This window comes from Methyloceanibacter sp., from assembly GCF_058506495.1.
The window spans coordinates 1-13,802 of record NZ_JBZMXT010000056.1 but is presented as its reverse complement, the minus strand read 5'-3'; the positions used below and the strand labels follow the sequence as shown (position 1 = coordinate 13,802).

The following is a 13,802-nucleotide window of genomic DNA, read 5'->3' as shown; positions in this document are numbered from 1 at the left end:
GCGGTTCTCAGGCCAGCAAGGCAGCTTTGAGATCGACGCGGAATTCAACGCGCCGAGCAAGGGTGTCATAGCCTTGTTTGGGCCTTCAGGCTCCGGAAAGACGACGGTCTTGCGCTGCGTGGCAGGGCTTACGCGGCTGTCGCGGGGCAGGCTCGTTATCGACGGCGACGTCTGGCAGGACGAGCGGGTGTTCGTTCCGGTTCATCGGCGAGCCCTTGGATATGTGTTTCAAGAAGCCAGTCTATTTCCCCATCTGTCCGTTCGGGCCAACCTAGAATTCGGACAAAAGCGTACCAAAGGTGGTGAACGGACGATCGGTTTCGATGACGTAGTCGACCTGCTTGGCATCGAGTTGCTCTTTGATCGGCCGACGGCGAATCTCTCCGGTGGAGAGCGTCAGCGTGTTGCCATCGGTCGAGCCCTTCTTTCGCAGCCACGTCTGCTCCTGATGGACGAGCCGCTTTCCGCCCTCGATCGCATGGGTCGGGAGGAAATCTTGCCATATCTCGAACGGTTGCACAGACGGCTGTCGATCCCGGTGCTCTATGTGAGCCACGACATCGGTGAGATCGAGCGCTTGGCGGATAGTCTCATCCTCATGGACCGGGGTAGGGTGCGCGCCGCGGGGCCCATTGCGGACTTGCTCGTCGACCCCGCCTTGCCCTTGGCCCGCTTGTCGGAACCCGCGGCGGTCCTGGACGGGGTCGTTAGGGAGTATGACCCCGACTATGGCCTTGCAAAGGTCGATGTGCCGGGAGGTACGCTTCTCGTTGCCGGCGAACTGGGGCCAACAGGCACCGTTCGCCGTCTGCGTATCGGGGCCAGTGACGTGAGCCTCAGCCGCAAAGCCGTCAAGGACACAACGATTCTGAATGCGCTGCCGGTTCGTATCGATGCGGTAGCACCTGTGGGCGACGCACAGGTGAGCGTCCGGCTGAGGCTAGGGACCGATGAAGCGGGGGCGCTGCTCCTCAGCCGCGTGTCGCGCCTGTCTTGGAATAAGCTTAAGTTTCAGACGGGCGATTCCGTCATTGCACAAATCAAGGCTGTCGCGCTCGCAAGGACCTAGCACCACGCACCCTCAAGGCTACTCTATTGTGATGGCTGACCGCGGATCAGCCATTGCCTTGGCGGCGCCGGATCACCAAAGCGCAGAGAACCATGCCTATCGCGGCTGCGGCAGCCATGAGAAACATAACGCCGGAAAAACCGTGATCGAACGCTCTGAGCATGACGTCTTGCACGTTCTTAGATTCAGTCGACGGCAGCTCAGCCAAGGCCTTACTGACTTGGCTCTGAGAGCCGTGGACCAGCGTAATCTTTAGAGCCTGTGAATCAGGAAGCGAGGCACCGACGCGATCGATGTAAGGACCGACAACGTGCTGTTTAATTTGCGCGACGACAACAGCGCCTAGCGCTGTTCCGATGGCGAGGCCTGCATAGAGGCAGGTATTGATCACACCTGAGCCTTGACCCGTATTAGCTTCCGGCAGCGCGCCTAAGCCAATACGGGGCAGCAGCATCATGTTCAGGCCAACGCCAGCTCCAATGAATGTCAATCGCCACCAAATCTCCTCATAGGGTGTCTGGTGATCGACATCGCGCATGAGCCAGAAACCGATCATAAGGCAGGCCATGCCAATAGTCGCCCAAATGCCGTAAGCCTTCTCCGGAATGACGTGTGGTGCGACCAAGGAGATGAGAAACATCACCGCGGTGAAGGGTAAAAGGGCAAGACCGGCTTGTGATGCGCTGAAGTTCAAGCCGTCAGAGGACTGAATAAAAGAGTTTATGAAGAACAGGATTCCAATCTGAGTAAAGCCCGCGAGAATCATACTCGTTGTCGCGGCTGCATAGTTCCGGTAACGGAAAAAACCTAGGCGAATGAGCGGATCCGGAAAATGAAGCTCTCGCGTCACAAACCCAGCGCCTGCGACAAGCGTAAGCACGAAGAGAGAGATTGTTGGCGGTGATGTCCAGCCGTAAAGAGGTCCACAAGACAGTGCATATAGGAACGACGCAAGCGCCACGAAGAGTAGCGCGATACCCGGGAAGTCGCTTCGCTTTCCTCCCTCAATGACCGGAGGTGAAAGTCCCTCGCGGATCACCCAAACGCAAAGAAGTGTTGCGATGGAGAGGATGATAAGATCGAGAACAAAGATGGCCCGCCAACTGATGCTATCGGTCAGTATGCCGCCAATCAGCGGACCAGAAGCGAAGCCGAGCGCCAGCGCGGCCGCCCAGATACCGAGCGCAGTCGCTCTGCTCTCGGGCGGCGTCGCGCGGTTTATGAGGGCGACTGAGGCCGACATAATGGATGCTACAGCGAGCCCCTGAAGCGCACGGCCCAATAGGAGCAATGCAGATTCGTCGGTGAGGGCGATCGCGATCGAGCCAAGCGCAAATACTGCGACACCGGCCAAGAATATACGTGTCATGCCGAATGTATCGCCAAGATGGCCCATGGCCGCGAGTGTAGCGGCGCCAAACAGCATGTAGAGATTGATCACCCATTGTAGGGTGTCCACGTCTAGATCCAGATCGACTTTGATCGCTGGAAGCGCGGTCATAACAGCCGTCGTATTGTAAGCAACGACGAACGTGCCGGAACAAGCTGCCATTACGACCAGCCAGAAACCAGGCCTCTGCTCGTCCTTCTGGTTTTCTACTGCCATGAATCCCTTCGCCCGGCTGGGCGTTCGTCTATCACAGACTGCGGAACATTACGTACGATTTTCGCCGAGTTGCCATACAGGGAAAGTTTGGTGGACGGCTGAATTGGGCCTCGCTAAGCGTTGACTCCGGTCAAGGTCTTGTTTGGGCAGTTGCTAATATGGAACAGGACGAGCGGGGATCTTGCGGCGTAGATAGAGAGGTGACCGCAACGTGAGAAATCTTGCTGCAGCGATGTTTGCTGGGCTCCTGTTGAGCGGATCGGGATTAGGCGATGCCCGCGCCTCCGCCTACAGTGAGGCTGTACGAAAGCATTGTCGGGCGGACTACAAGAAGTACTGTGGAGAGTTTGGTCTCGAGACCAACGCGCTGCGAAATTGTATGCGCCGTCATGGTAACGTCCTGTCCAAATCGTGTGTTCGGGCGCTGGTCCAGGCGGGAGAAGTCAGCCAGCGCGAAGTAGACCGGCGTAGACGAGCCAAGTCGCGCTAGTTCAAGAGAGGAAACAGTATGAAGAAGAACGGATGGGCTCTTGGGGTGCTGACAGCCGCGCTACTGCTAGTGCTGGGCGTTGCCAGCAGCTACGCGGATGATTGGGCCGGAAAGTTTTTGACGGAAGACACGAAAGGAAACGCCTTCACGATTACGCTGGATGCAGATGGAATGGCGCGGGGTGAAAAGGAAGGCCATGTCCTAAATGGCTCATGGTCTGTGGATGGAGCGAGTGCGGTAATCAAATGGACGACCGGATGGACGACGAAGCTCAGCGCAAACGGGGACGGGTACGACAAGTCGGCATTTCGTCCCGGCGTTCCCATTAAGGATAACGGGGCTAAAGTCATCGCTGCAAAGAAAGTCAACTAGGGCAGACGATCTGGTCAGAGCAGTGGTGAGTGTACAGAGGCCGAATGGCCCAGAACTGCTTTCTCAACCTAGGCCTATAGCGCGGAAGTGCTATTGTCTGACTCATGCACGGCCCCCTTGCGAAGAAGTCGCCTCCGGGCGCAATCGAGCGGCTACGGCGCTCGATACTCAGCCCCTCAACGAGTGCAGTTCACTACGCGGTTGCTGTGGTGGCCGTGGTGGGCATGGCTTGCCTTGCCTGGGGGCTTTATCCTTGGCTTGAGGGACGCGCGTCGTTCCTAATCTTCATTCCTGGCCTAGCCGTCGCTGCCGGATTTGGAGGCTTCGGTCCTGGCCTTCTCGCCACAGTCCTGTCTGCGGCGATTGGCTATGCGTTGATACCGCATGGCGACAAGGCCGTTCCCGATTTGGCCGAGCTCGGCATCTTCGCAGGTGTCGGGATAGGGATCGCGTGGTTGGGCGAGTTGCTTCAACGTACTCGGTTGCGCAGCCGCCGCAGTGCCAAGGAGGTTCGTGCGCGCGAGGCCCATTTGCGATCGATCCTGGACACAGTCCCCGATGCCACCGTGGTCATCGACGAGACAGGCATAATCCACTCGTTTAGTGCAGCGGCCGAGCGCCTCTTCGGACGCAAGGAAGTCGATGTTACCGGGAAGAATGTTTCTATGCTCATGCCTTCGCCAATGCGCGAAGAGCACGATGCCTACATCTCGCGGTATCTTCAGACAGGTCAGCGGCGCATTATCGGCCGCGACCGGGTCGTTACCGGAGAACGCAAGGATCGCTCTACGTTCCCTATGAAGCTTGAAGTCGCCGAGATGCGATCGGGCGACCAAAGGTTTTTCACTGGCTTCATCCGAGATCTCACGGACCGCCAGAAAACAGAAAAACAGCTACAGGATTTGCAAGCGGAATTGGCACGCTTGTCGCGCCTGACGGCCATGGGCGAAATGGCCTCGACTCTCGCACACGAAGTCAACCAGCCGCTGACGGCCATCTCCAACTACCTGCAAGGGTGTAACCGACTTTTGGAATCGATCGAGGACGACAAGGTCGCGATGGTGCGCGAGGCGCTGGGGGCGACAACCCAGCAAACGCTTCGCGCTGGCGAGATCATCCGCCAGCTTCGGGATTTTGTGACAGACCAAGAAACCATTCGCCACCCGGAGAACATCAACGACCTGGTTGAAGAGACGAGCGCATTAGCGCTGATTGATGCCAAAGACGAAGGTGTAACGCCGAGCTTTCAGTTGGACACTTCCGTCTCACGTGTGATGGTTATCAAAGTTCAAGTGCAACAGGTGCTGCTAAACCTCATGCGGAATGCGATTGAGGCGATGGAAGGGTGTGATCCGAAAGTCTTATTGGTTTCAACGGAACAGTCTTCCACAGATATGACTAAGACAGGCGAGCCTATGGTGCAGGTTACGGTTGCCGATACCGGCACCGGTATCTCTGAGCAGATTGCCGAGAAGCTGTTTCAGCCCTTCATTACGACCAAGGCTAATGGCATGGGAGTTGGTTTGTCGATCTCCAAGCGTCTGGTTGAGGCCCACGGAGGACATATGTGGGTCGAACAAAACCCCAAAGGCGGTACGGTGTTCAGGTTCACGCTTGAGCCTTTCCGAAATGAGGATAAGCATTAATGTCGGACAATCCCGTCGTACACATCGTCGATGACGACGAGGCGGTTCGTAATTCGTTGGCTTTTATGCTTGGCTCGGCGGGTCTCTCGGTTCGGCTCTACGAGTCCGCGAGAGCGTTTCTGGATCTTCTTGATCCATCCGCACACGGATGTCTCGTTACCGATGTCCGCATGCCAGACATGACAGGCATCGAGCTGCTTGCTGAGATCAAGGCAAAAGCACGCTACTTGCCTGCCATTGTCATCACGGGCCATGGCGATATTCCGCTCGCCGTTGAGGCAATGAAGGCGGGCGCGGTTGATTTCATCGAGAAGCCATTTGAAGACGAGGTTCTGCTCAAGGCAGTGGAAGCGGCGCTGAAGAAGATCGACGGAGATGGCGAAGCCCAGATTCAGGAGGTGTTCAGCCGGCTTGCGAGCTTGTCAGAGCGAGAGCGTCAGGTTCTTGAGGGGCTGGTGGCCGGGCAGGCGAACAAGGTCATCGCTGCCGCTCGCGGAATAAGTCCGCGAACCGTTGAAGTGTATCGCGCGAACGTTATGACGAAGATGCAGGCCAAGAGCCTGTCGGAATTAGTGCGGATGGCCGTTCTCGCTCAGGTCCAACCATGCGCTGACGCGTCCAACTAACGCCGCAGAACACGTCGCACTCAGGCTCAGTTCCTATTGATTTGGCTCAAGGCCGCACGCGAAGCAGTCTTTAGACTGGTTACGACGGCGCGGGATGTCCGCTGGGCGAGGGGCGATGTTCGGGGAAGAAGAGAATGAGCCAGACTGGCACGGTGCTGATTGCCGTACAAGACGGGATGCTCGCCGACAGCCTGCGGTTTTCGCTGGAGCTAGAGGGCTATGAGACACGTTTCTGCGACGAATACGCGATTCGGCCGCTCTTGCGGGCACCCTGTCTCCACGGCACCTGCTTGGTGTTGGACCAAGACGTCTTTTCGCGGATCGCGGATACTCGTGACACGGAGCACACCCGCTGTCCCGGTGTCCCGGTCATCCTCATGGTCTCCCAAAAGACCGAGCGGCTACTCGCCAAAGCGCGGAACGACGGCATCACCAAAGTCCTCGAAAAGCCGATCCTTGGCGGGGTCATGTTGGAGACCATCCAGCAAGTAATTGAAATGTATGGTCCTTCTAGCGCTTCGGCGGGGCCCTCGTAGTCCAACGCCGGCTACGTAGAATCCCTTAGGGAACCTGCCCGAATTTTGGGTGCGCGCAAACATCGCTATTTCTGACGTCAGTCAATTTAACCTTTCGGGGGTTATCATGCTGACGCCACATCCCGTTCTCGATCTGCCGCAAATGCAGCGGCCTCCTGCGGCTCAAATCCTGCCGCAGTCGCGCGAGGAAGCCGATCTTCATACGTTCAGCGTTCCGCTCAATTTTAGCCGAAACAGTGAAATTTTCGCAGAAGGGGAAGCCGCCGGATACGTTTACAAGATTGTCTCGGGCGTTGTTCGCGTATCGAAGTTGCTGACGGACGGTCGGAGGCAGATCAGCGCTTTCCATCTGCCGGGTGACATGTTCGGCTTTGAAGTGGACGACATCCACCACGTTTCTGCCGAGGCCATAGGGCCGGTAAAGGTTCTCGCCTTCAAATGGCAAAGCTTAGTGAGCGATACATCGTCTAGTGGCTTCGTTCACGAGCTGCTCAACCGGACCATGATTGGTCTGAGGCAGACCCAAGATCATCTGCTATTGCTGGGCCGGAAGAATGCACTTGAGAGGCTCGCAGCATTTTTGATTGAGATGGCGCACCGCACAGGCTCCGAACACTCGCTGCAGCTGGCGATGCCGCGCCACGATATCGCAGACTATCTTGGTCTGACGCTTGAGACCGTATCGAGAATGTTCGCCGAGCTGAAGGATGCTGGCATCATCAAGCTCGAATCGGCGCGGCAGATTTCGGTGCTCGACATGCCAAAGCTCAAGGCAATGGCAACATGAGTCTTCGCAGATATCTGTCCTCGCACAACGCGTTTACGCTCCTGGCGTGTGCCCTCATTCTCGGTTTCAACGCATCCGCACACGCAGAAAACCCTGCGGTGAAAGCTGCTGAGCGCGGCAAGGCCTTGGGCGAACGTGTCTGTAGCAACTGTCATCTTGTATCCGACCAGCAGGCGAAAGCCGTTGCCGACGTGCCAAGTTTTCGCGAGATCGCGAACAAGCCTAATCTCACGGAGGGCGAAATCATGGCGCGTATCGTTATTCCCAAGCACCCGATGCCCGTGATTCCGCTGACGAAACATGAGCTAGAGGACTTGGCGGCCTACATCGTGAGCTTGCGAAGTGAGTAGGGGGGCAAACACAGGGTTTGCGCGAGAAGATGAAAAACGAGCCGGATCTCCGAAGCTTGCGCTGAATCAAGGCAGCGCCATGGTGGACGGCGTGTAAGGAAAAAATCGAGAACCGCGGAAGCAACCGCGGCAGCAAAGGATCTTACAGTGCCTGGTGCCGTTGAAAAACAACCGGCTATGGCTTGAGATTGAGGGGTTGGAGACATGGCTACGACGACGCAGCGAGACGAGTGGAAAGCGCTTTCGGATATTCTCGCTATCGGAGCTGCTGCGTTTCTGGTCATTCTTGGTCTTGTACTTGCGATAGCCGGCGGCGACCCAGTCATGAAGTTTCATGGCTGTCTTTTGCTCGCCGCATCCGGCCTTGCACTCCTTTACATTCTCACACAAATCGTCGAGGGGCGCGCGCCTGCCGATACGAGCGGCTACGCGGACGGTGTTGTCCGAGCCGGTGTTATCGCAACCGTCTTTTGGGGGATCGCGGGATTTATTGTTGGCGATGTCATCGCTTGGCAGCTCGCCTTTCCCGCTTTGAACTTCGACTTGCCGTGGACGAGTTTCGGTCGTTTGCGGCCGCTTCATACGTCCGCGGTCATCTTCGCCTTCGGCGGTAACGCGCTCATTGCCACATCATTCTACGTTGTGCAGCGGACCTGTCGCGCCCGCCTCGCAGGCAAATGGTCACCATGGTTCGTGTTCTGGGGCTATCAGCTCTTCATCGTGCTGGCAGCTACCGGCTATATACTCGGCGTTACCCAGAGCAAAGAATACGCTGAGCCGGAGTGGTACGTCGATCTGTGGCTGACCGCCGTTTGGGTCGCTTATTTGCTCGTCTTTCTTGCCACATTGGCGAAACGCAAAGAGCCACATGTCTATGTCGCTAACTGGTTCTATTTAGCGTTCATTGTCACCGTTGCGATGTTGCACATCGTCAACAATTTGGCGGTGCCGGTGTCGATGCTCGGCACAAAGAGCGTAATCCTGTATTCCGGCGTCCAAGACGCGATGACCCAGTGGTGGTACGGCCACAACGCGGTAGGCTTCTTCCTGACCGCCGGCTTCCTGGGCATGATGTACTATTTCGTCCCAAAGCGGGCGGAGCGTCCGGTCTACTCATACCGGCTATCAGTCGTTCACTTCTGGTCGCTGATCTTCATCTATATCTGGGCGGGTCCCCATCATCTGCATTACACCGCCCTACCGGATTGGGCGCAGACCCTTGGTATGACGTTTTCGATAATCCTGTGGATGCCGTCATGGGGTGGCATGATCAACGGTCTCATGACGCTGTCTGGCGCTTGGGACAAGCTTCGAACAGATCCGGTGATCCGCATGCTGATCGTGGCTGTAGCCTTCTACGGCATGTCAACCTTCGAAGGCCCCCTGATGAGCATAAAGTCGGTGAATTCACTGTCGCACTATACGGACTGGACCATCGGTCATGTGCATTCAGGTGCTCTCGGCTGGGTCGCCTTTATCAGCTTCGGCGCGCTCTATTGCCTCGTGCCGTGGCTATGGAACCGCAAGGCGCTCTATTCGCAGCGACTAGTCGAGTGGCATTTCTGGATCGCAACGCTGGGTATCGTGCTCTACATCACGTCCATGTGGGTGTCCGGTATCCTGCAAGGATTGATGTGGCGGGCCTACAACTCCCTCGGCTTCCTTGAGTATTCCTTCGTGGAAACTGTCGAGGCGATGCATCCCTTCTACATCATTCGGGCCATCGGCGGACTGCTCTTCGTTATTGGCTCTTTGTTGATGGCTTACAATCTGTGGCGCACGGCGCGCGGTGATGAGCCCGTCGATGCAACTGATCAACCAACTGTCGCTGCGGCTCCTGAGTTCCGGCCTGGCGAATACTCGGCGCCAGCGGAATAGGGAGGGGCCAATGAGCTGGGGAAAACACGACGTCCTAGAAAAAAGCCCGATGCTGATGCTGGTCGGCGTCTTGATCGTGGTGAGCATTGGAGGGCTGATCGAAATTGCGCCGCTGTTCTGGTTGAAATCGACCGTTGAGAAGGTGCAGGGCATGCGGCCTTACTCCCCGCTAGAACTCACAGGTCGTAACATCTACATCCGTGAAGGCTGCTATGTCTGCCATAGCCAAATGATCCGTTCTTTGCGGGATGAGGTAGAGCGCTACGGCCATTACAGCTTGGCCGCCGAAAGTATGTACGACCATCCTTTCCAGTGGGGTTCGAAGCGCACTGGACCTGACTTGGCGCGTGTCGGTGGAAAGTACTCGAACGAGTGGCATCGGGCGCACATGGCCAATCCGCGTTCTGTCGTGCCTGAGTCGATCATGCCGGGCTACCCATATCTAGCGGAACGCCCGTTGGACTACGAAGACATTCAGGACGTATTGAAGGCTAACGCGGCGGTTGGCGTGCCGTACACGGACGAGATGATCGAGTCTGCCAAGGCTGATCTTGAAGCCCAGGCGGGAGACGAGGCTGGAGATGTAGAGGCGCTCCTCGCCCGATATCCTAAGGCGCAGACTGGACCATTCGACGCAAACCCGGATCAAATCACTGAGCTAGATGCGCTTATCGCCTACATGCAGATGCTAGGAACACTCGTCGATTTCGCCAGCTTCGACGAGGCTGGCCCCAACCTGAGGTGAGGACCGGACGATGGAATACGAACAAGTCGCTTCGATCAGTCAGGTAGCAGCGCTCATCTTTTTCATCGTGCTGTTCGCCGGCGTTGTGCTGTACGCGTTCTGGCCTGGGAACAAGAAGCGTTTCGACGAGGCCGCGAAACTACCTTTGGAAGACGACCCAGAGGCGGATAAACAGAAAGACAGCTGAGCCATGGCCGACAAGGAACCCAAACCCTCGGAAGAAGTCAGAACCACTGGTCACGAGTGGGACGGCATTGAGGAATGGAACAATCCGCTGCCAAAGTGGTGGCTATACACCTTCTACGCCTGCGTCATCTGGGCGATCGGCTATTGGATCGTTTATCCCGCCTGGCCCACCGTGTCGTCATATACCAAGGGTTACCTTGGCTATAGCCAGCGTGCTCAGGTCAACAAAGATATCGCAGCCGCGAAGGAAGGGACAGCTGCCTTCAGCGAGAAGATTGCCGAAGGTGATTTCGAGACCATCAAGGCCGATCCGGAGCTGCTCAGCTTCGCACTTGCCGGCGGCGAGGCCGCATTTGGCGACAACTGCGCGCCCTGCCACGGCCGCGGCGCTCAAGGTTTCGTAGGCTACCCGAACTTGCGTGACGATGCGTGGATCTGGGGAGGCTCGCTGGAGGGAATTCAGCAAACTATCCTTCACGGTATCCGGTCTGATGATCCTCAGACACGGATGAGCATGATGCCGGCTTTCGGCGAGCTCGGAATTCTTAACCGCGAGCAGATTTTGGACACCGTCCAATACGTCATGTCGCTTTCGGGTAACGAGGAAGATGCAGAAGCAGCAGCGCGCGGTCAGGAGCTTTACGCGACTAATTGCGCGGCTTGCCATGGTCCAGACGGAGCAGGGAACCAGGCGCTCGGTGCGCCAAACCTGACGGACGAGCTTTGGTTGTACGGGGGAGACAAAGATACTCTTGTCGAGACGATCACCTATAGCCGGGCAGGAATGATGCCTGCGTTTTCGGAACGTCTCGACCCGGCCACGATCAAGAAGCTCGCGATCTACGTACACTCCCTAGGTGGTGGGCAATAGAACGTCCTGTGATAATCTGGAACGAAGATGGCAAATGTCGAGCTGGGCACCGGCGGCGCATCGCCCTCAGATGAGGGGACGCAGCTCTATGCCGACCGAGTCAAAGTCTACCCAAAGGAGGCGCGTGGCCGCTTCAGGACGATCAAGTGGGTCGTCATGGCGGTTACACTCGGCATCTACTACCTGCTGCCGTGGATACGTTGGGATCGCGGGCCGTATCTGCCGGACCAAGCCGTTTTGCTGGATCTCCCTGCACGCAGGTTCTACTTCTTCTTCTTAGAGATCTGGCCGCAGGAATTCTACTATGTAACCGGCTTGTTGGTTCTCGCGTCGTTGGCTTTGTTCCTCGTCACGTCGGTGGCCGGGCGCGTTTGGTGCGGCTACACCTGCCCTCAGACTGTTTGGACCGACCTGATGATCGCCGTGGAACGGTTCTGGCAAGGCGATCGCAATGCGCGTCTGCGGCTCGACAAGCACCCTTGGTCGCTCGAAACGATCTGGAAGAAGGGTGCTACGCATTTGACATGGCTCGCAATCGCAGTCGCTACGGGCGGTGCTTGGGTTTTCTACTTCGCCGATGCGCCGACCCTCGCCAAGCAACTCGTCACGTTCAGCGCGCCGGCGACCGCCTACCTCTTTATCGGCCTGTTTACGCTGACGACCTATGTGCTCGGCGGTATCGCCCGCGAGCAGGTCTGTATCTATATGTGTCCTTGGCCGCGGATCCAGGGCGCGATGTTCGATCGCGACTCGCTGTTGATTTCCTACCGGGCTTGGCGTGGCGAGCCCCATGGGCCGCATAAGGCGGGAGAGCCGTGGGAGGGCCGAGGCGATTGCATCGACTGTCGTCAATGTATCGCTGTGTGCCCGACGGGTATCGATATCCGCGACGGCGCGCAGCTCGAATGCATTCAGTGTGCGCTTTGTATCGATGCCTGCGATGAGATTATGGACAAAGTGGGCAGGCCACGAGGCCTAATCGCCTACGACACGCTCCAAAACCTCGAGGCTGGTGCCGAGAATGCGCAGCCGTTGCGGATATGGCGCCCCCGCGTTCTCCTTTACACAGGCGCCATTGTACTTGTCAGCGCCATTATGCTCGTCGCGCTACTAACGCGTTCGGACTTTGGGGTCAGCGTTCTGCACGATCGCAACCCGCTATTTGTCAGGCTCTCCGATGGAGGCGTGCGCAACGGATACGAGGTCAAGCTTCTAAACAAGCAATACATCCCGCGAGACTTTAAGGTCGAAGTGACGGGCCTGCCAGGCTCTACGGTGCGGATGGTAGGCCACGAGAGCGGCATTGTCACAGTCCCGCCGGATCAGTTGCAGTCGGTCAAGCTATACGTGGCCTTGGATAAGGAAGGCGTAAGCGCGCTTCCTGCTCAGGCAACGCCATTCCAGCTCGTCGTTATAGACACCGAGACGGGCGTGGCGACACGGCGTGATTTAAAATTCCAGGGGCCGCCCAAGCAGGAGGCGAAATAATGATGGCCACCACACCGCTCCCTCGCAGCGTCACCGGGCGCCATGTGCTGATCGGCCTCTTGATCTTTTTTGGCATCATGTTCGTCGCGAACGGTTTCCTCGTCTACTACGCGGTTTCCACATTCAGCGGCGGTGACCGGCCTAACCCTTATCGCAGCGGACTCAACTACAACGAGACAATTGCGGAGGCCGAAAAACAGGCCGCTCTGGGGTGGTTAGCGCAAACGGATTATGACGGAAGCGCCGGGCGGCTGACCTTGCGTCTCACTGACTCCACCAAAGCGCCTGTGACAGGGCTAAAGCTTTCGGGCACGGTTTCTCGTCCTGCAGCCAGTCACGAAGACCAGACTGTGACCTTTCGCGAATGGCAGCAGGGCGTCTATGTATCTGACCTGCCACTTGACCCCGGCAGCTGGATCCTGACCGCTGAGACGACAAAGCCGGAGGGCGGTTCTCCGATCTATCGCCTTAAGAAGCGGTTGATCGTCGCTGACGGTCCATGACGGACGCCCATACCGCCCAACTAGAGAGCTCGGAGTCCTCCACGCGAGAGACTGAGTCGGCTGCACCCGCGGCCATGATGATTGCCGTTGAGGACATGCATTGTGGCGGCTGTTTGCGGTCGGTTGAACGCGCGGCCCTGCGTGTCCCCGGGGTGGCGACTGCACGAGCATCGCTGGCTGCCAAGCGCCTGACCGTTACTTACGATCCCACTGAGGCCAACGAAGCAGCCGTCATCGCTGCGCTCGATCGGGTTGGCTTCGAGGCGGCGCCGCTGGAAGCGTCCAATCAAGATCGCGGAGATCAGCGACAGAAATACCTTCTCCGACGCGTGGCAGTAGCCGGCTTCGCTGCCATGAACATCATGCTCATCTCGATAGCCGTATGGTCTGGTGAGCATGGTGATATGGACCCTGCGCTTGCGCAGATGTTCCGCTGGCTTTCCGCTTTAATCGCGTTGCCCACGATTCTTTATGCCGGCGAACCCTTCTTTGTATCGGCCATCTCTGCTCTGAAAGGCCGTCGACTTAATATGGACGTGCCGATTTCGCTGGCGATCACGTTGGCCACGGGCATGAGCGTCTATCAAACTATGCAGGCGAGCGAGCAAGTCTATTTCGATGCAGCGGTGACGCTCCTATTCTTTCTGCT

Annotated in this window: 15 protein-coding genes; 14 read left to right on the top strand and 1 reads right to left on the bottom strand. The window is 57.4% G+C overall.

Going from position 1 to position 13,802, the window contains the following annotated elements:
• Window positions 1–1,069, top strand: a 1,069-nt coding sequence (gene modC, locus AC33YF_RS10040) for a molybdenum ABC transporter ATP-binding protein (RefSeq protein ID WP_491777069.1), incomplete at its 5' end; no start/stop codon positions are given.
• A 46-nt stretch (window positions 1,070–1,115) separates the two neighbouring features.
• Here the strand turns inward: modC and AC33YF_RS10035 are convergent.
• On the bottom strand, window positions 1,116–2,675 hold the full coding sequence (locus AC33YF_RS10035) for an MFS transporter (protein WP_491777068.1): 1,560 nt from the start codon (window positions 2,673–2,675) through the stop codon (window positions 1,116–1,118).
• A gap of 508 nt (window positions 2,676–3,183) precedes the next feature.
• Between AC33YF_RS10035 and AC33YF_RS10030 the strand changes: the two genes are divergently transcribed.
• From AC33YF_RS10030 to AC33YF_RS09970, 13 genes are all read left to right on the top strand, one after another.
• Window positions 3,184–3,537 (top strand): hypothetical protein, encoded by a 354-nt coding sequence (locus tag AC33YF_RS10030; protein WP_491777067.1) that lies wholly within the window; start codon window positions 3,184–3,186, stop codon window positions 3,535–3,537.
• A 104-nt stretch (window positions 3,538–3,641) separates the two neighbouring features.
• Window positions 3,642–5,183, top strand: coding sequence for a PAS domain-containing sensor histidine kinase (locus AC33YF_RS10025; protein WP_491777066.1), 1,542 nt, complete (start codon window positions 3,642–3,644; stop codon window positions 5,181–5,183).
• Window positions 5,183–5,809, top strand: a complete 627-nt coding sequence (gene fixJ / locus AC33YF_RS10020) for a response regulator FixJ (protein ID WP_491777065.1) — start codon at window positions 5,183–5,185, stop codon at window positions 5,807–5,809. Before AC33YF_RS10025 ends, fixJ begins: the two co-directional genes overlap by 1 nt.
• A 134-nt stretch (window positions 5,810–5,943) precedes the next feature.
• Complete coding sequence (locus AC33YF_RS10015) at window positions 5,944–6,345, top strand: hypothetical protein (RefSeq protein WP_491777064.1); 402 nt, start codon at window positions 5,944–5,946, stop codon at window positions 6,343–6,345.
• 106 nt (window positions 6,346–6,451) lie between these two features.
• Window positions 6,452–7,132: a helix-turn-helix domain-containing protein gene (locus AC33YF_RS10010; RefSeq protein ID WP_491777063.1), complete on the top strand. Its 681-nt coding sequence runs from the start codon at window positions 6,452–6,454 to the stop codon at window positions 7,130–7,132.
• Window positions 7,129–7,482, top strand: a complete 354-nt coding sequence (locus AC33YF_RS10005; RefSeq protein ID WP_491777062.1) for a c-type cytochrome — start codon at window positions 7,129–7,131, stop codon at window positions 7,480–7,482. Before AC33YF_RS10010 ends, AC33YF_RS10005 begins: the two co-directional genes overlap by 4 nt.
• Window positions 7,483–7,686: 204 nt before the next feature.
• A complete protein-coding gene (gene ccoN / locus AC33YF_RS10000; protein WP_491777061.1) occupies window positions 7,687–9,360 on the top strand; it encodes a cytochrome-c oxidase, cbb3-type subunit I in 1,674 nt (557 codons plus the stop codon).
• A gap of 10 nt (window positions 9,361–9,370) precedes the next feature.
• Window positions 9,371–10,105, top strand: coding sequence for a cytochrome-c oxidase, cbb3-type subunit II (gene ccoO / locus AC33YF_RS09995; RefSeq protein ID WP_491777060.1), 735 nt, complete (start codon window positions 9,371–9,373; stop codon window positions 10,103–10,105).
• 10 nt (window positions 10,106–10,115) lie between these two features.
• Window positions 10,116–10,292, top strand: a complete 177-nt coding sequence (locus AC33YF_RS09990) for a cbb3-type cytochrome oxidase subunit 3 (RefSeq protein ID WP_491777059.1) — start codon at window positions 10,116–10,118, stop codon at window positions 10,290–10,292.
• A gap of 3 nt (window positions 10,293–10,295) precedes the next feature.
• The gene (ccoP, locus tag AC33YF_RS09985; protein ID WP_491777058.1) at window positions 10,296–11,162 is read left to right on the top strand and encodes a cytochrome-c oxidase, cbb3-type subunit III; all 867 of its coding nucleotides are present in this window, start codon (window positions 10,296–10,298) and stop codon (window positions 11,160–11,162) included.
• Between the two features lie 27 nt (window positions 11,163–11,189).
• Complete coding sequence (gene ccoG / locus AC33YF_RS09980; protein WP_491777057.1) at window positions 11,190–12,650, top strand: cytochrome c oxidase accessory protein CcoG; 1,461 nt, start codon at window positions 11,190–11,192, stop codon at window positions 12,648–12,650.
• Window positions 12,650–13,153: a FixH family protein gene (locus AC33YF_RS09975; protein WP_491777056.1), complete on the top strand. Its 504-nt coding sequence runs from the start codon at window positions 12,650–12,652 to the stop codon at window positions 13,151–13,153. Before ccoG ends, AC33YF_RS09975 begins: the two co-directional genes overlap by 1 nt.
• The coding region (locus AC33YF_RS09970; RefSeq protein WP_491777055.1) for a cation transporter at window positions 13,150–13,802 on the top strand (653 nt) is incomplete at its 3' end. The genes AC33YF_RS09975 and AC33YF_RS09970, both read left to right, overlap by 4 nt.

Excerpts from the sequence above, each read along its gene's own strand:
- AC33YF_RS10035 (WP_491777068.1), bottom strand. The coding sequence starts at position 2,675 with ATGGCAGTAGAAAACCAGAAGGACGAGCAGAGGCCTGGTTTCTGGCTG.
- AC33YF_RS10030 (WP_491777067.1), top strand. The coding sequence starts at position 3,184 with ATGAAGAAGAACGGATGGGCTCTTGGGGTGCTGACAGCCGCGCTACTG.
- AC33YF_RS10025 (WP_491777066.1), top strand. The coding sequence starts at position 3,642 with ATGCACGGCCCCCTTGCGAAGAAGTCGCCTCCGGGCGCAATCGAGCGG.
- fixJ (WP_491777065.1), top strand. The coding sequence starts at position 5,183 with ATGTCGGACAATCCCGTCGTACACATCGTCGATGACGACGAGGCGGTT.
- AC33YF_RS10015 (WP_491777064.1), top strand. The coding sequence starts at position 5,944 with ATGAGCCAGACTGGCACGGTGCTGATTGCCGTACAAGACGGGATGCTC.
- AC33YF_RS10010 (WP_491777063.1), top strand. The coding sequence starts at position 6,452 with ATGCTGACGCCACATCCCGTTCTCGATCTGCCGCAAATGCAGCGGCCT.
- AC33YF_RS10005 (WP_491777062.1), top strand. The coding sequence starts at position 7,129 with ATGAGTCTTCGCAGATATCTGTCCTCGCACAACGCGTTTACGCTCCTG.
- ccoN (WP_491777061.1), top strand. The coding sequence starts at position 7,687 with ATGGCTACGACGACGCAGCGAGACGAGTGGAAAGCGCTTTCGGATATT.
- ccoO (WP_491777060.1), top strand. The coding sequence starts at position 9,371 with ATGAGCTGGGGAAAACACGACGTCCTAGAAAAAAGCCCGATGCTGATG.
- AC33YF_RS09990 (WP_491777059.1), top strand. The coding sequence starts at position 10,116 with ATGGAATACGAACAAGTCGCTTCGATCAGTCAGGTAGCAGCGCTCATC.
- ccoP (WP_491777058.1), top strand. The coding sequence starts at position 10,296 with ATGGCCGACAAGGAACCCAAACCCTCGGAAGAAGTCAGAACCACTGGT.
- ccoG (WP_491777057.1), top strand. The coding sequence starts at position 11,190 with ATGGCAAATGTCGAGCTGGGCACCGGCGGCGCATCGCCCTCAGATGAG.
- AC33YF_RS09975 (WP_491777056.1), top strand. The coding sequence starts at position 12,650 with ATGATGGCCACCACACCGCTCCCTCGCAGCGTCACCGGGCGCCATGTG.